This window comes from Streptomyces sp. NPDC049879 (assembly GCF_044461265.1).
Lineage (GTDB): Bacteria > Actinomycetota > Actinomycetes > Streptomycetales > Streptomycetaceae > Streptomyces.
Window position 1 is genome coordinate 450,998 of record NZ_JBITKT010000005.1, and the last position, 15,520, is coordinate 466,517.

Consider the following 15,520-nt stretch of genomic DNA (forward strand, 5'->3'; position numbering starts at 1 on the left):
ATGACAACCGGACCGGGCGCGGCGTACCGTCAGGAACGCCGCGCCGTCCGGCGGGGGTCGTACGTGGTGGAAGGGGTCGCGGTGGCGGGGTCCGGGGGAACGGCGAGCAGGTCGGGGATCGCGCTGGGGCTCGGCGCGTTCGGCATGTGGGGGCTGCTGCCGCTCTACTGGGCGCTGCTCGACTCGACGGGCCCCGTGGAACTGCTGGCGCACCGCGTCGTGTGGTCCCTGCCGACCGCGCTGGTGCTGCTCGCGGTCGTCCGCGACTGGGGCTGGATACGGCCGCTGCTGCGGCAGCCGAAGCGGCTGGCGCTGGTGGCGGCGTCCGCGACGCTGATCACCGTCAACTGGTACGTCTTCATCTGGTCGGTGGCCGAGGGGCACGTCCTTGAGGCGTCGCTCGGCTACTTCATCAACCCCCTGCTGACCATCGCCCTGGGCGTCCTCGTCCTGCGCGAAAGGCTGCGCCGCGTGCAGTGGGCGGCCGTCGCCATCGGCGGCCTCGCGGTGGTCGTGATGAGCGTGGCGTACGGGCAGGTGCCGTGGATCTCGCTGATCCTGAGCGTCAGCTTCGGGACGTACGGGCTGGTGAAGAAGACGACCGGGCTCGACGGGCTCCAGGGCTTCAGCGCGGACTCGGCGTTCCAGTTCCTCCCGGCGCTGGTCTTCGTGCTGGTGCTCGGCGCGCGCGGCGACGGCACGTTCACCGCCGAGGGGCCGGGGCACGCGCTGCTGCTGGTCAGCAGCGGTCTGGCGACGGCGCTGCCGCTGATCTTCTTCGGCGCGGCGGCCATGCGGGTGCCGCTGTCGATGATCGGGATGATGCAGTACATCGCGCCGGTCTGCATGTTCCTGCTGGGGCTGCTGGTCTTCGACGAGGAGATGCCGCCGGAGCGCTGGGCCGGCTTCCTCCTCGTCTGGGTGGCGCTCACGGTCCTGACATGGGACGCGCTGCGCCAGGCGCGGGTGAACCGCAGGACGGTCGCCGCCCGCGTCCCGGGCAGGCCGGTGGGGCGGGACGGCGCCGCCGCGCTGGAGGAGGGCCGCCCGGTCGGCTCGTGAGCCGGGCCGCGGGCCGTTCCGTCAGCCGCGCAGGAACGTGAGCAGGTCCTCGGTGAAGCGTTCCTTCGTGCCGGGGACGAGGGCGAGGCCGTGCGAGGCGCCCGGGTAGACCGTGAGGGTCGCGCCGGGGATGAGCGCGGCGGCCTTGCGGGACGTGGCGTCGAGGGGGACGACGCGGTCGCCGTCGCCGTGGACCAGCAGCGTCGGGATGTCGAAGCGGCGCAGGTCCTCGGTGAAGTCGGTCTCGGAGTACTCCTTCACGCAGGCGATGGCCGCCTTGAGGCCCTGGCGCATGGCCATGGACCAGAAGAAGTCCTCCAGGCCCTGCGAGAACCGGCCCGCGCTCCCGCCGGTGGTCCCCTCAGCGGCGTCCCCGCCGTCCTCGCCGTCCCCGCCGTCGTCCTCCGTGGCGCCGGGGCCCGCGCCGAAGAAGCGGGGCGCGAAGTCGCGCCAGAACTGCGCCCGGTCCGTCCGCAGCGCCTGCCGCACGTCGTCCAGCGCGTCGATCGGGACGCCCTCGGGGTTGGTGTCCGTCTGGAGCATCAGCGGCGGCACGGCCGCGACCAGCACCGCCCTGACGACGCGCCCGGTCCCGTGCCGCGCGATGTAGCGCGCCAGTTCGCCGCCCGCCATGGAGTGGGCGACGAACGTGATGTCGTGCAGGCCGAGCGCCTCGACGAGCTGGGCGAGGTCGTCGGCCCAGGTGTCCATGTCGTTGCCGTGCCACGTCTGCGTGGAACGGCCGTGGCCGCGCCGGTCGGGCGCGACGCCCCGGTACCCGGCCTCGGCGACGGCGATGAGCTGCTCGTCCCACGCGTCCGCGTCGAGCGGCCAGCCGTGGAGGAAGACCACGGGCGCGCCGATGCCCCAGTCCTTGTAGTAGATCTCCGCGCCGTCGTGCATGGTCACGGACGCCATGCGTGCCTCCCGGGGGACGAGGGTGAGCCCTGACAGAAGCCATTTAACGCATATCGCACGAAAACACCCGGGTAACGGCGCGTGCGGACGGGGGCCGCGTCACGCGGGGGCGATGGTCAGCGTGTAGATCAGGCCGTCCCGCAGGGTGAAGGAGTGCGCGAGGTCCACCTCGCCGCCCGGGATGTCGCCGGACAGTCGCAGGGTCACCGCGCAGTGGGTCTCGTCGTCGCAGTGTCCGCCGGACAGGATCTCCGTACGGGTGTGGGCGGTGTACGAGCGGGCGAGCCAGGCGGCGATGTCGGCGGTGCCCGCGTGGGTCGTGCCGTCGTCGGTCACGGTGGCGTCCGGGGTGAAGGAGGCCAGGGCGGTGGTGGTGTCGTGCGCGCGGTGGGCGTCCAGGTAGTGGCGCACGGGGGCGGGGAGCGCGGCCGGGGGGATGTCGGGCATGGGCGGGCCTTCGGGTGGGGGCGTCAGACGCGGGGGGAGGAGCTGACCATGTCCTGGGAGAGCCGCCACAGGCGCTTGGCGCGTTCGGGGTCGAGGGCGTGGGCGGCGACGCCCTGGTCGGTGCCCTCGACGTGGGGGACGGCCTCGTTGCAGTCCTCGAAGTACCGGCCGCCGACGTGCGCGAGCGGCGGGTAGGCGGCGAGCAGCACGGGGGTCGCGGCGCCCTGCTCGGGCGTCTTGAACGTCTCGCCGGAGGAGGTGGCGCGGTCTAGGTCCTCCTGGCTCATGTAGCGGGTGAGGCGGGAGAGCACGGCGCCGGGGTGCGCCGCGTTGACCGTGATGCCGTCCGGCGACCAGCGGCGGTTGCCCTCGACGGCGAACAGCACCGCGGCCGTCTTGGACTGCGCGTAGGCGACGGCGGGGTCGTAGGGGCGGTGCCGGAAGTTGAGGTCGTCGAGGTCCAGGCCGTCGCGCAGGTGGGCGCGCGAGCTGAGGACGACGACGCGGGCCCGGTCGGCGGCGGCGAGCGCGGGCCGCAGGCCGGTGGCGAGGGCGAAGTGGCCGAGGTGGTTGGTGGCGAACTGCAGCTCCCAGCCCTCGGCCGTGCGGCTCTCGGGGGTCATCATGACGCCCGCGTTGGCGACGAGGAGGTGCAGCGGACCGTCCCAGGCGAGGGTGAAGGCGGCGACGGACGCCTGGTCGGCGAGGTCGAGCGGGGCGACGAGCAGCTGCCGGTTGCCGGTGGTGCGGGTGATGTCCTCGGCGGCGCGGCCCCCGGCGGCGGTGTCGCGTACGGCGAGGGTGACCTCGGCGTTGGCGAGGGCGAGCGCGCGGGCGGCCTCGACGCCGATGCCGGAGGAGGCGCCGGTCACGACGGCGCGGCGGCCCGTGAGGTCGATGCCGTCGACGACCTGGGCGGCGGTCGATTCGGCGGTGAACGGCGTGATGATGCGCTCCGGCTCGGTCATGGCGCCCTTCCGTCGGCTGCCCGGGATCTTCCTGGCTTTTCCGACATTATGGGCGAGGCCCCGCGCCGGGGCGGGGCAACACGGTCAGGGGCCGGCGTCGCCGTCCCGGCCGGGGGCGGGGGCCGTGGCGAGGCCGCGCGTGAGGCGGCGCAGGAGCCTGGCGGCCTCGGCGCGCTGGCGTTCCGACAGGCCGGCCACGGTCGCGGCGTCCAGCGCGTCCCAGACCCGGCGGACCTCGGGCAGCAGGGCGCGGCCCGCGGGGGTGAGCGCGACGAGGACGGCGCGGCGGTCGGCGGTCGAGGGGGTGCGGACGAGGAGTCCCTTGCGTTCGAGGCGCTGGAGCGTGCGGCTGACCGTGGAGGGGTCGAGGCCGAGGGCGCGGACCAGGCGGCTCTGCGGCTGCCCGTCCTCGTCGGCGAGCCGCATCAGCACCAGTTCCTGGCCCGGATGGAGGCCGAGGTTCTTGAGGAGGGCCGCGGCGGCGTTCTGGTGGGCGTGGGCGAGTCGGACGATCAGGTGGCTCGTCTCGCCTTGCTCGGTCATCTGCTCCCCCGGTTGTTTGGCGCGCCACATACTACAGGCGTCCCATCTGGGACTTGGCCGCGCCGTCGCGTTGTGACGGCCGGGGCTCGGGTTATGGTTGGCCAGCCAAAGAATTTCAGGGCGAGTGGGACGACGGAGGGACGGAACGATGACCGATCGTGCGGACGTGATCGTGGTGTTCGGCGGCACCGGGCGGCAGGGGGGCGCGGTGGCGCGCGAACTGCTGCGGCGGGGGCGGCCGGTGCGCGCGGTAGTGCGTGACCCGTCGTCGGACGGCGCGCGTGCGCTGGAGGGCGCGGGGGCGGAGCTGGTGCCCGGCGACATGGACGACCCCGCGTCGCTCGACGCGGCGCTGCGCGGCGCGTACGGCGTCTACAGCGTGCAGACCTTCACCGGTCCAGGCGGTCCCGCGGGCGAGGCGCGGCAGGGCGCGCTCGTCGCGGACGCGGCGGAACGGGCGGGGGTGTCGCACTTCGTCTACGCCTCGGTGGGCGGCTCCGACCGGGGCAGCGGCGTCGAGCACTTCGAGTCCAAGGGCAGGGTCGAGCGGCACATCGAGGCGCTGGGGCTGCCCGCGACGATCCTGCGGCCGGTGTTCTTCATGGAGAACTTCGCCTGGATCGGCCCGCGGCGGCGGGACGGGGAGCTGGTGCTGACGCTGGCGCTGCGGCCCGCGACGCCGCTCCAGATGATCGCCGTGGCGGACATCGGCGTCCTCGCGGCCGACGCGTTCGACGACCCGGCGGGCCATCTCGACCGGCGGATCGAGATCGCGGGGGACGAGCTGACGGGTCCCGGGATGGCGGAGGCGTTCGCGGCGGTGGCCGGGGAGCCGGTGCGCTTCGAGACGCTGTCGGACGAGGTGCTGCGGAAGCAGGACGAGGAGACGGCGGTGATGTTCCACTGGTTCGACACCCGGGGGTACGCGGCGGACCTCGCCTCGCTGCGGGCGATCCGGCCGGAGCTGACGACGCTGGAGGCCTGGGCGCGCGGCAACTGGACGGTGCCGGAGGGGTGAGGGCGGCCGCTCCCCGGCCGATTGTCAGTGGCTCCGGTTAGGCTCACGTCGCCGCCCGTCCTCGTGGGGGGAGGACGGGCGGCGAAGACGCGCCGCCGGGGCAGTGACGGGCCCCGGAGCGCGGTGGTGACGGCTGGGAAAGGGACGGGAGGTGGTGGGGTGGACATCGCCGACGCGCAGCGGCTCGCGTGGGAGAACAAGCTGGCCAAGGGCTTCAACACCACGGATGTCGCTGTCGAGTTCGGGCTTCTGACGGCCGAGGTCGGCGAGGCGTTCACGGCATGGCTGAAGCAGCGTGACGACCTGGGGGAGGAACTCGCCGATGTCTTCCTGTATCTGACGGCGATCGCGCAGATGCGGGGGATCGACCTGGCCTCCGAGGTGGCCGGGAAGATCGAGAAGAACAGGCGGCGGGTGTACGCGAGGGACGAACGGGGCGTCCTGCACCGGGTCCGGGAGGGCACGGCAGGCGAGGGGGACGAGGGGGACGAGGGGGAGCGCCGGGCGGGGACGGGGAGGACGGACACACCGCGGGTGGAGGGCTCCTGAGCGGTCGTGTCCGCCCGCCGGGCGGCGGGTGTGCGCGCCGGGTGACCGGCGCGCACACCGGGGGCGCTCCCGAGGAAAACCGGCTCCGGCGGGCTCACTTGCCGCGGGTCAGCTGAGGAGCGCGTTCAGCTCGGCGTAGGGCAGCGCGTCCGACACCGACGTGTAGGTGCCCTGGGAGAACGCCTCCTCGGCGGCGCGCCGCACCACGGCGTAGGCGGCCGAGGCGACGGACGAGCCGAGGCTGACGCGGGAGGCGCCCGCCGCCGCCAGCTCGGCGACGGGCGGACTGCCGGGCCCGGCCAGCACGTTGAGCGGCACGGTGAGTCCTGCCGCGAGCGCCGAGACGGTGGGCAGGTCGCGCACGGCGGGGACGAAGATGCCGTCCGCACCGGCGGCGACGTACGCCTCCGCGCGCTCCAGGGTGGCGCGCAGGCGGTCGGCGGGGTCGCCCGCCTCGCGGATGTAGGTGTCCACGCGGGCGTTGAGGAAGAGGGGGATGCCGGCGGCGTCGGCGGCCTCGCGGGCGGCGCGCAGCCGTTCCGCCTGCTCGGCGGCGGGCCGCAGCGGGCCGGGGCCCTCCGTGGCGGCGTCCTCGATGTTCACGCCGACCGCGCCCGCCGCGAGGACGCCGCGCACGGTCTCGGCGACGTCCTCCGGCGCGGCGCCGAAGCCGCTCTCGATGTCGGCCGTCACCGGGAGGTCCACCGAGGCGGCGACGCGGGCGACCAGTTCGAGCGCCCGCTCGCGCGGCAGGGCGTCACCGTCCGGCGCGCCCAGCGCCCAGGCGGCGCCCGCGCTCGTCGTGGCGACGGCGGAGGCGCCCGCCGCCGCGACGATCCGCGCCCCGGCGGCGTCCCAGACGTTGGCGAGGACGAGGGCGGGGTCGGGCGTGTGGAGGGCGCGGAGGCGGAGCGCTTTGTTCCGCTGGATCGTGTGCTGGTCTTCGCGGGGTGCGGTCATGGCTCCATCCCAGCAGCGGCGGGAACGCCTGGCTGGCGGTTTCCGGACACCAACGACCGCCCCCGGCCTCACGGGCGGCGGAGTCTGAGGCAGAGGAACATCGGCTGCTGCCGCGTCTTCTCGTACCGGCGCGGGTCGGTCCGCGCGGCCTCCTCCGTGGCGCGCGGTTCGGTCAGCCGCTCCAGCGCGTAACCGGCGCCGAGCAGTTCGCCGAGGAGCGTCTCCAGCGTCATCCGCCGGTAGGTGAGGGCGAAGCCGCCGTCGATGGGCAGGTCCACGCGGTCCTCGGTGAAGTAGGAGCCGCCGAAGTGCGTCCAGTCGCTGGTGGGATGGGTCACGGAGAGGAGCAGCGCGCCGCCGGGCCGCAGGACGCGCCGTATCTCGCCGAGGAGTCGGCCGCGCGCCTCGACGTGGTGGTAGACGAGGCCGAGGACCGCGAGGTCGGCCGACGCGTCCGGCAGGAACGGCAGCGGCTCCTCCAGGTCGTGGAGGTGCAGTTCACGGTCCCCGGCCGGGACGTGCGCGAGGCGGTCCCGTGCGGCGTCGAGCAGGCTCTCGCTCCCGTCCACGCCGACGACGCGCGCGGCGCCGCGGCGCAGCAGTTCGGCGGCGAGGTGCCCGGCGCCGCACCCGAGGTCGAGGACGTCCAGTCCCCGTACGTCACCGGCGAGTCCGAGCATGGCGGGGCGTTCGGTGTGGGCGTTGTAGGCGCTGTCGGTGGCCTGGGCGGCGAACAGCCTGCCCATCTCGCCGTGGTACGCGGTCGCGGCTCTCATCCGGCCATCCTGGCAGCACGCGCCGGAGCCCGTCCCCCGGTGAGGGCGGACGGGCTCCGTGCGGGCGGAACGCGGGGAAGGGGACGGACGGGCCGGTCAGGCCGCGGCGGGAGCCGGCGCGGGCCCGGCGGGCTCGGCAGCCTTCGCGGGACCGCCGCCCCGCAGCGGCGTCTCGCGGACGAACAGCGCCGCGACCAGCGACAGCACCGCGATGAGGCCGCCGACGAGGAACGCGATGTGCGTGCCGGAGGAGACCGCGTACTCGTACGCCTCCCGCAGCGGCGTGGGGAGCGCGGCCAGGGCGTCCGCCGTGAGCTGGGCGCTCTCGCCGGTGGCCGACTCCGCGTCCGCGCCGACGCGTGACGCCATCTCGTCCTGCACCGCGTTGGTGAACAGCGCGCCCATCACGGCGACGCCGAACGAGCTGCCGAGCGTGCGGAACAGCGTGGACGTCGAGGACGCGACGCCGATGTCCTTCATCTCGACGCTGTTCTGCGCGATCAGCATCGACGTCTGCATCAGGAAGCCCATGCCCGCGCCGAGCACGGCCATGAACACGCCGGACGTGACGCGCGAGGTGTCCACGCCCATCGTGGCCAGCAGCAGCATCCCGGCGACCATCAGCACGCTGCCGACGATCGGCAGGGCCCGGTAGCGGCCGGTGCTGCTCGTCCAGCGTCCGGCGAGCATCGAGACGATCATCATGCCGAGCAGCATCGGCAGGAGCTGGAGGCCGGAGTTGGTCGCCGAGGCGCCCTGCACGGCCTGCTGGTACAGCGGCAGGTAGAGCGTGCCGCCGAACATCACGAAGCCGGTGACGAAGCCGACGATCGCGACGAGCGTGAAGTTGCGGTTGCGGAAGATGTGCAGCGGCACGACGGGCTCGGCCGCGCGGCGCTCGGCGAACAGGAACGCGGCCAGCGCCAGCACCCCCAGCACGGCCAGGCCGATGATCTGCCCGGAGACCCAGTCGTACTCCGAGCCGCCCCACGTGGTGACCAGCACGATCGCGGTGATGCCGACCGTCAGCAGGCCCGCGCCGAGGTAGTCGATGCGCCCCTGGGCGCGCCGCTTCGGCAGGTGCAGGACGGACGTGACCATCACGAGGGCGACGGCGCCCAGCGGCAGGTTGATGTAGAAGGTCCAGCGCCAGCCCCAGTGGTCGGTGATGAAGCCGCCGAGCGAGGGGCCGCCGATCATCGCGAGCGCCATGACACCGGCGATCATGCCCTGGTACCTGCCGCGCTCGCGCGGCGGGATCAGGTCGCCGATGATCGCCATCACGCCGACCATCAGGCCGCCGGCGCCGAGGCCCTGGACGGCGCGGAAGGCGATCAGCTCGCCCATGTTCTGCGCTATGCCGGAGAGCGCGGAGCCGATCAGGAAGATGACGATCGAGGAGAGGAACGCGCCCTTCCGGCCGTACATGTCGCCGACCTTGCCCCAGATGGGCGTGGAGGCGGCCGTGGCCAGCGTGTAGGCGGTGACGACCCAGGAGAGGTGGGCGACGCCGCCCAGCTCGCCCACGATGGTCGGCATCGCCGTACCGATGATCATGTTGTCGAGCATCGCGAGCATCATCGCGATGAGCAGTGCCATGAGGACGACGCGCACACTGCGCGTCCTCGGCTCCTCGGTAGCCGGTGCCGCGTCGCTGGCGGCGGCGGTGGTCTGGGACATCCCCCACTGGCCTCTCGTGTGCGCTTACTTGCCGTCCGGCAAGTGTCCGTTACGCTGGGGACGGTAGAACGGTCACTAGCCGGTCGTCAAGTTAGTTGATGCCGTCGGTCCACCGGCCCGTCGGTCCCGCCGGCTCATCGGTTCCTGAGGAGAGGCATGGCACACAGCCGCCAGCAGCGCAGGTCGGACACCCGGCAGCGCATCCAGGACATCGCCCTGGAGCTGTTCGCCGAGCAGGGATACGAGAAGACGTCACTGCGGGAGATCGCGGAGCGGCTCGGTGTGACCAAGGCGGCCCTCTACTACCACTTCAAGGCGAAGGAGGACATCGTCATCAGCCTCTTCGACGACCTCGCGCGCCCGATCGACGAGATCGCCGAGTGGGGACGGCAGCAGCCGCAGACGCTGGAGACGAGGCTGGAGATCCTCCGCCGCTACAGCGCCGCCCTCCGGCGCGGCGCGCCGCTCTTCCGCTTCATGCAGGAGAACCAGGCGGCGGTGCGCGAGCTGAGCGTGGGTGCCACGTTCAAGCACCGCATGCTGGCGATGACCAGCCTGATGACCGGCCCCGACGACCCGGTGACGGACCAGGTGCGCGGCCTGACGGCGCTCTTCGCCATGCACGCGGCCTTCTTCTGGGCGCACCTCCTGGACGCCGAGGAGGCCGAGCTGAGCGCGGCGTCCCTCACCGTCGCGACCGAGCTGCTCACGGCCGCCCACCAGGCGCGCGAGGCCGCCGCGGCGGACGCCGCCGGGGCCTGACCGCCGCCCCGGCGGCGGGCTCAGCCCGCGGCCAGGACGGTGCGCAGGGCGGCGAGCGCGCGTTCCAGCTCCTCGCGGGTGACGGTGAGGGGCGGGGCGACGCGGAGGGTCGAGCCGTGGGTGTCCTTGACCAGGACCCCCTCCCCCAGCAGCCGCTCGCCGATCTCGCGGCCCGTGCCGATCGCCGGGTCGACGTCCACGCCCGCCCACAGGCCGCGCGCGCGGTGCGCGAGGACGCCGTGCCCGTGCAGCGCGGTGAGCCCTTCGTCCAGCACGGTGCCCAGTTCGGCGGCCCGCCGCTGGTACTCGCCGGTGCGCAGCAGTTCGACCACGGCGGTGCCGACGGCGGCGGCCAGCGGGTTGCCGCCGAAAGTGGAGCCGTGCTGTCCGGGGCGCAGCACGCCGAGCACGTCGCGGGTGCCGACGACGGCGGAGACCGGCACGATCCCGCCGCCCAGCGCCTTGCCGAGGAGCAGGAGGTCGGGCCGTACGCCCTCGTGGTCCACGGCGAGCGTGGTGCCGGTGCGGCCGAGGCCCGACTGGATCTCGTCGGCGATGAAGAGGCAGCCGGCGCGCGCGGTCAGTTCGCGGATGCCCGCGAGGTAGCCGTCGCGGGGGATGATCACGCCGGCCTCGCCCTGGATGGGTTCGATGAGGACGGCGGCCGTGGTGTCGTCCACGGCGGCGGTGAGGGCGGGCAGGTCGTCGTAGGGGACGACGCGGAAGCCGGGGGTGTAGGGGCCGTAGCCGTCGCGGGCGTCGGCGTCGGTGGAGAAGCTGACGAGGGTGGTGGTGCGGCCGTGGAAGTTGCCGGCCGCGACGACGATGGTGGCCTGGCTCTCCGGGACGCCCTTCACCTCGTACGCCCACTTGCGGGCGACCTTGACGGCGCTCTCGACGGCTTCGGCGCCGGTGTTCATCGGGAGGACCGTCTCCAGGCCGGTGAGCGCGGCGAGGCTCTCGGCGAAACCGGCGAGGCGGTCGTTGTGGAAGGCGCGGGAGGTCAGCGTCACGCGGTCGAGCTGGTGGCGCGCGGCGTCGATCAGCGCGGGGTGGCGGTGGCCGAAGTTGAGCGCCGAGTAGCCCGCGAGCATGTCGAGGTAGCGGCGGCCCTCGACGTCCTCGACCCAGGCGCCCTCGGCGCGGGCCACGACGACGGGCAGCGGGTGGTAGTTGTGGGCGAGGACGGGCTGCTCGGCGCGGATCAGCTCGGCTGAGCCGCGGGGCGGGGCGACGGTCACGGGGTGGCCTCCTGGATTGTCCGGCCGGGTGCGGTCGGGAGCTGGGCGGTCGGGAGCTGGGCGGGCAGAGGTCGGGCGGGCAGGGAAGGGACGGGGGTCGTGGCGGGGATGCGCGCGGGCCTGATCTCCTGGGTGCAGCATTTGATGCCGCCCCCGGCCTTGTGCAGCTCGGACAGGTCCACGGGCACCGGTACGTAGCCGCGCCCGGCGAGCTGTGCGGCGAGGCCGGTGGCGCGGGGGGCGAGGAAGACGTGCCGTCCGTCGGAGACCGAGTTCAGGCCGAACGCGAGCGCGTCCGCCTCGTCCGCCAGCAGCGCGCCGGGGAACAGCCGCCGCAGCACGGCGCGGCTGCCGGGCGAGAAGGCGCCGGGCCAGTAGGCGACGGTGTCGTCGTCCAGGGCGAAGAGCGCCACGTCCAGGTGGTAGAAGCGCGGGTCGACCAGGCGCAGCGACACGACGGGGACGCCGAAGAACTCCTGCGCCCGCGCGTGCGCCGTGCGGGTGGTCCTGAAGCCGTGCCCGGCCAGCAGCATCCCGGCGACCGGGACGAAGTCGCCCTCGCCCTCGCAGACGGCGCCCGCGCGGCGAACGGTCCAGCCCGCCGCGGCGAACCAGCGGGCGTACTCGGCGGCCTCGGGGCGGCGCTGGGGCGCGTGGAAGCGGGAGCCGAGGACGAGGCCGTCGAGGGTGACGGCCGCGTTGGCGGCGAAGACCATGTCGGGCAGGCCGGGGACGGGCGGGACGGTGTCCACGGTGTGGCCGTACCGCTCGTAGGTGCGCACCAGTTCGGCCCACTGGGCGCGGGCGAGTGCGGTGTCGGCCGCCGTGCCGGGGACCATCCACGGGTTGATGGCGTACTCCACGGCGAAGTGGCGGGGTTCGCAGGTGAGGTAGTGCCTGGGGCGCGCGCGGCGCGGGGCGTTTCTGGGCACGGGCGGCGTCCTCCCTGTTCCGGTGGGGTGCGGGCGTGGGCCCGCGAGGCATGCGGAGTGGGGCGGGGATTGCGGGGGATGCACGGGGATGCGCGGGATGGGAGGGATGCGAGGGATGGGGCGGTGCAGTCCACCTGTAACGGTAGGAACGCTCACGCTCCGCGACAAGGAAGCGGCGTTGCGCGTACGCGCAGCGTCGTTGCGTGGCGGCCCGTCTCAGCGGCTGTTCGTTGCGCCCGCCTCCGGGCTGGTGGGGATGAGGTGGGAGAGCACGATCTGGCTGACGGTCTTGAGGATGAACGGCTCGGCCCTGATGCGTTCGAGGACCTCCTCGAAGTGGCCGATGTCGCTCGCCCTGATGTGCAGGAGCGCGTCCGCGCCGCCCGTGACCGTCATGGCGGCCGTGATCTCGGGGTGGTCGCGGACGACCTCGGCCAGGCGGCGCGGGGGCGCGGCGCCGTCGCAGTAGACCTCGACGTACGCCTCGGTGCGCCAGCCGAGCGCGGCGGGTGTGACGACGGTGGTGAAGCCGGTGATGACGCCCGTCTCGCGCAGGCGGTCCACGCGGCGTTTGACGGCGGGTGCGGACAGGCCGATCTCCGCGCCGATCTCGGCGAAGCTGCTGCGCGCGTTGGCGACGAGGGCGGTGAGGATCCCGCGGTCGAGGTCGTCCAGGGGCATGGCGGGGCGTGTCATCGGCGGGACTCCTTCGTCCGGCGTCCGGTGGCCGGTCGCGCGCCCCGGACCGGCCACCCGTACCGGTCGAGTGTCGGGGAACGGCCGCCCGCCGGGGAGGCCGCGCGGCACCCGGTCACCCGTGCGACGCCGCCGGGGTCCGCGTCAGCGGCCGTCCGCGCGCCGCAGCTCGACCACGGGTATCGCCCGGTCCGTGCGCGCCTGGTGGTCGGCGAGGAACGGCCGTGTCCGCACCGCCTCGGCGAACAGCGCGTCGCGCTCGCGCCCCCGCGGGACGACGGCCGTCGCCGGGAACCGCTCGGCGCCCAGCTCGACCTCGACGGCGGGGTGGGCCAGCAGGTTGTGGAACCACGCGGGGTGCCGCGCCGCGCCGGCGGCCGAGGCGATCACGTACAGCCGCCCGCCGAGCCACAGGTGCATCAGCGGGGTGGTGCGGCGCGCGCCGGTGCGGGCGCCCGTGTGCGTCAGCAGGAGCAGGGCGGCGGCGTCCATGCCGCCGCCGAGCCGCCCGGCGCCGCGCCGCTCCCGGAACTCGTCGACGATCCGCTGCTCGTTCTCATCCATACGCGGAGTGAAGCACACGCCACTGACAGGCCTGCCCTGCCCGTCCTGATCAGGCGATCTCCAGGGTCAGGCCGTCCCCGTCGTGACGCGCGGTGAGCACGGCGCCGGTCGCGTCGTGGCGTACCGACTGGACGCCGGGCGCGTTCGCCAGCACGGTGACGCCCGGCGCGGCGGCCCGCTGTGCCGTAGTCTCCGCGTCCGCGCCGGGGAGGACCAGGCAGGCGTAGGCGGCGCCGGCCGGTGCGGGGCCGTGGTCGAAGCCGGTCCAGAACACGTCGGCGGTGAGCCGCGCGCCGTCGCCCGTGGTGGACAGGTCCTCCCAGCTGCCGGACCGTTCCCGCACCCGGGCGGTCAGCGCGGCGGGCTCGGCGAGCGCCACGTACCCGGCCCGCCCGTGGTGCGCCCAGCCGTGGCCGGTCGTCAGCGGCCCGGTGGCGAGGCGCTGGTCGACGGTGGTGACGACCGGGTGCACGGCTCCCGGCGCGGCGATCCCGGCGCCGAGCGCGACGTAGGCGTCCTCGAAGCAGAACCACGCCTTCCAGCCCGCCGTGAACCGGTCGGTCCCCGCGAGGCCGCACGCGGCGACGGCGAGGCGGCCGTCCGTGCGGACGCCGACGTGGGCGGACGCGCCGTGCTGCCCGTTGGGGCGCGGGAAGAGCGCGGCCGGGTCGGGGATCTGCTCGGCGGTGATCCCGGGCAGCCTGGCCCAGTCCCACAGCGGGAGGACGGCGCGGTAGCCGTCCTCGTCGGCGTCCCCGACGCGGAGGGCGGCGACGCCGTCGCCGAGGTGGCGGCCGAGGAGGTTCTCGCCGTTCATGCTCTCGGTGGGCGCGGTGCGCGTGGACGCCATGCGGACGGACAGCGACCAGCCGGGCGGCCGGTGCGCCAGGTAGTCGGAGCGGGGGTACGCGCGGCTGCCGGACGGCCCGGGGCCCTCCCCCGCGAGCTGCGCGGCGTACGCGGCCAGCTCGTCCGCGCGCGGCGCACCGGCGGCGAGGAGGCGCCGTACGACGGTGCGCAGCTCGTCCCGTACGTGGTGCGCCCCGGCGCGCGCGACCTCGCGCCCCATCGTCGTGAAGTCGAAGCCGTCGCCGTGGACGAGCCAGCGCTGCCCGTCGAGTGTGAAGGCGGCGAACAGGGCGACCTCCTCCGCGCCGAACGCCCAGGGCGTGCCGTGCAGCGCGTGGATCCAGCCGGAGAGGTCGAGGGCGAGCGAGCGGCCGTAGCCGCCGCCGTAGAGCTGCGCGCCGTGCTGGTGGAAGCTGAGGTCGGCCTGGATGCCCTCGGCGTCGGTGACGCGCAGGACGGTGGCCATGGCGGTGGCGGCGCGGGCGACGAGGGCGGGGTCGCCGGTGAGGAGGCCGCGGCGCAGGGTGATGCCCTGGGACCAGACGAGGTTCTGGCCGGTCAGGGGGACGGTGCCCGCGGCGGCGGCGAGGCGGTCGGCCCAGGCGGTGACGCGGGCGGGGGCGAGGTGGTCGGCGGTGAGCAGGAGGATGTCGCCGAGGAGGCGGGGGACGCCGATCTCGTTGTACCACCAGTTGTCCGCGCGGGGGTCGAGGCGGGCCCAGGCGTCCAGGGCGCGGGCGGCGGCGGGATGGCGGGCCGGGTCGCGGGCGAGGCCGAGGGTGCGTTCGAGGTGCTCGTACGGCGGCCAGGCCGCGCGGTCGCGGCCGGTGTAGTCGATGTCGGGCCAGGTGCCGTCGGCGTGCGGCTCGTCGGCGGCAGGTGCGGTGCGGTGCTCCAGCAGGTCACGTCGCAGTCGGCCGGTGACCGTCCCCAGTTCGCGCATGGTCTGTACTCTCCACTGCGCGGGGCCCGTTGCGAAGGTGATGTGCGCCACGGTCCCGCCCCGGGAGTACGGCGGCGGGGGCGGGACCGTGGTGTTTGCGCGGTCAGGCGGTGAACTCCAGCGCGGTGCCGTACAGCCGCGCCACCCGGAGGCGGATGACGACGCGCCGTTCGGCCACCTGCTGCTCCAGGAACGCGCGTTCCTCCGCCGGGTCGGTGAACCCGCCCGCGTGAGCGAGGAGTTCGCGGCCCACGGCGTCGCCGGGCTCGGTGCTCGGGGCGGACACCTCGGCCTCGCCCTCGGCGACGGCGAACGACCACGGGTCGGGGCCTTGGACGTGCAGGGTGGCGTGTGGGTCGGCGCGCAGCTGGCGGACTTTGAGGCGGTCGGCGGTGGTGGAGACGCGGACCGTGCGTGTGTCGGGGTCCCAGCTGTGGAGGACGGTGGTGAGGTGCGGGTGGCCGGTGCGCCGCACGGTCGCCAGGACGCCGAAGCGCTGGGAGGCGATGAGGGCGGACGCCTCGGTGTCGGTGAGGGGGCGGGGGCCGGGGGCGTTGGTGGTGGCCATGGTGGTTTCTCCTCGGTGGTGTCGTGGTTCAGGCGGTGGGTGCG

General features: G+C 74.4%; 17 protein-coding genes. 4 read left to right on the plus strand and 13 right to left on the minus strand.

The features are described 5' to 3' along the window. Positions 1-1,062, plus strand: coding sequence for an EamA family transporter RarD (rarD, locus tag ACIBPC_RS20155; protein ID WP_362962216.1), 1,062 nt, complete (start codon positions 1-3; stop codon positions 1,060-1,062). Positions 1,063-1,083: 21 nt separating this feature from the next. Here the strand turns inward: rarD and ACIBPC_RS20160 are convergent, their stop codons facing one another. The 4 genes from ACIBPC_RS20160 to ACIBPC_RS20175 all read right to left on the minus strand — a co-directional run bounded on the left by ACIBPC_RS20160 (position 1,084) and on the right by ACIBPC_RS20175 (position 3,938). Beyond that, entirely contained in the window at positions 1,084-1,980 is an 897-nt protein-coding gene (locus tag ACIBPC_RS20160; protein ID WP_398846407.1) for an alpha/beta fold hydrolase, read from the minus strand. A 99-nt stretch (positions 1,981-2,079) separates the two neighbouring features. Beyond that, positions 2,080-2,427 carry a nuclear transport factor 2 family protein gene (locus tag ACIBPC_RS20165; protein WP_398846408.1) on the minus strand — a complete coding sequence of 116 codons (348 nt, stop codon included), beginning with the start codon at positions 2,425-2,427 and terminating at the stop codon, positions 2,080-2,082. Between the two features lie 23 nt (positions 2,428-2,450). Further along, on the minus strand, positions 2,451-3,395 hold the full coding sequence (locus tag ACIBPC_RS20170; protein WP_398846409.1) for an SDR family NAD(P)-dependent oxidoreductase: 945 nt from the start codon (positions 3,393-3,395) through the stop codon (positions 2,451-2,453). A gap of 84 nt (positions 3,396-3,479) precedes the next feature. Then, on the minus strand, positions 3,480-3,938 hold the full coding sequence (locus ACIBPC_RS20175; RefSeq protein ID WP_362962224.1) for a MarR family transcriptional regulator: 459 nt from the start codon (positions 3,936-3,938) through the stop codon (positions 3,480-3,482). 148 nt (positions 3,939-4,086) lie between these two features. On the opposite strand from ACIBPC_RS20175, the gene ACIBPC_RS20180 reads away from it, so the two are divergent. Beyond that, positions 4,087-4,956: an NmrA/HSCARG family protein gene (locus ACIBPC_RS20180; RefSeq protein ID WP_398846410.1), complete on the plus strand. Its 870-nt coding sequence runs from the start codon at positions 4,087-4,089 to the stop codon at positions 4,954-4,956. A gap of 159 nt (positions 4,957-5,115) precedes the next feature. Then, entirely contained in the window at positions 5,116-5,505 is a 390-nt protein-coding gene (locus tag ACIBPC_RS20185) for a MazG nucleotide pyrophosphohydrolase domain-containing protein (protein WP_398846411.1), read from the plus strand. A gap of 108 nt (positions 5,506-5,613) precedes the next feature. Here ACIBPC_RS20185 and ACIBPC_RS20190 read toward each other — a convergent pair whose 3' ends face one another. From ACIBPC_RS20190 to ACIBPC_RS20200, 3 genes are all read right to left on the minus strand, one after another. Further along, positions 5,614-6,465, minus strand: coding sequence for an isocitrate lyase/phosphoenolpyruvate mutase family protein (locus ACIBPC_RS20190; RefSeq protein WP_398846413.1), 852 nt, complete (start codon positions 6,463-6,465; stop codon positions 5,614-5,616). A gap of 68 nt (positions 6,466-6,533) precedes the next feature. After that, a complete protein-coding gene (locus tag ACIBPC_RS20195) occupies positions 6,534-7,241 on the minus strand; it encodes a class I SAM-dependent methyltransferase (RefSeq protein ID WP_398846414.1) in 708 nt (235 codons plus the stop codon). A 96-nt stretch (positions 7,242-7,337) separates the two neighbouring features. Beyond that, positions 7,338-8,921 carry an MDR family MFS transporter gene (locus ACIBPC_RS20200; protein WP_398846416.1) on the minus strand — a complete coding sequence of 528 codons (1,584 nt, stop codon included), beginning with the start codon at positions 8,919-8,921 and terminating at the stop codon, positions 7,338-7,340. Between the two features lie 156 nt (positions 8,922-9,077). Here ACIBPC_RS20200 and ACIBPC_RS20205 point away from each other — a divergent pair, with 156 nt between their 5' ends. Further along, positions 9,078-9,683 carry a TetR/AcrR family transcriptional regulator gene (locus tag ACIBPC_RS20205; protein WP_398846418.1) on the plus strand — a complete coding sequence of 202 codons (606 nt, stop codon included), beginning with the start codon at positions 9,078-9,080 and terminating at the stop codon, positions 9,681-9,683. A 20-nt stretch (positions 9,684-9,703) separates the two neighbouring features. On the opposite strand, the gene rocD is transcribed toward ACIBPC_RS20205, so the two are convergent. The 6 genes from rocD to ACIBPC_RS20235 form a co-directional block, all read right to left on the minus strand. Beyond that, the gene (gene rocD / locus ACIBPC_RS20210) at positions 9,704-10,924 is read right to left on the minus strand and encodes an ornithine--oxo-acid transaminase (protein WP_362965556.1); all 1,221 of its coding nucleotides are present in this window, start codon (positions 10,922-10,924) and stop codon (positions 9,704-9,706) included. Then, positions 10,921-11,856 (minus strand): dimethylargininase, encoded by a 936-nt coding sequence (gene ddaH / locus ACIBPC_RS20215; protein ID WP_398846419.1) that lies wholly within the window; start codon positions 11,854-11,856, stop codon positions 10,921-10,923. The genes rocD and ddaH overlap by 4 nt, the downstream gene beginning before the upstream one ends. A gap of 216 nt (positions 11,857-12,072) precedes the next feature. After that, positions 12,073-12,552: an Lrp/AsnC family transcriptional regulator gene (locus tag ACIBPC_RS20220; protein ID WP_362965560.1), complete on the minus strand. Its 480-nt coding sequence runs from the start codon at positions 12,550-12,552 to the stop codon at positions 12,073-12,075. A gap of 144 nt (positions 12,553-12,696) precedes the next feature. Continuing rightward, positions 12,697-13,116, minus strand: coding sequence for a nitroreductase/quinone reductase family protein (locus ACIBPC_RS20225; protein ID WP_362965562.1), 420 nt, complete (start codon positions 13,114-13,116; stop codon positions 12,697-12,699). Positions 13,117-13,165: 49 nt separating this feature from the next. Continuing rightward, complete coding sequence (locus ACIBPC_RS20230; RefSeq protein ID WP_398846421.1) at positions 13,166-14,908, minus strand: polysaccharide lyase family 8 super-sandwich domain-containing protein; 1,743 nt, start codon at positions 14,906-14,908, stop codon at positions 13,166-13,168. A 103-nt stretch (positions 14,909-15,011) separates the two neighbouring features. Then, positions 15,012-15,476: a TIGR03618 family F420-dependent PPOX class oxidoreductase gene (locus ACIBPC_RS20235; protein ID WP_362965566.1), complete on the minus strand. Its 465-nt coding sequence runs from the start codon at positions 15,474-15,476 to the stop codon at positions 15,012-15,014. Between the last annotated feature and the right edge of the window lie 44 nt (positions 15,477-15,520).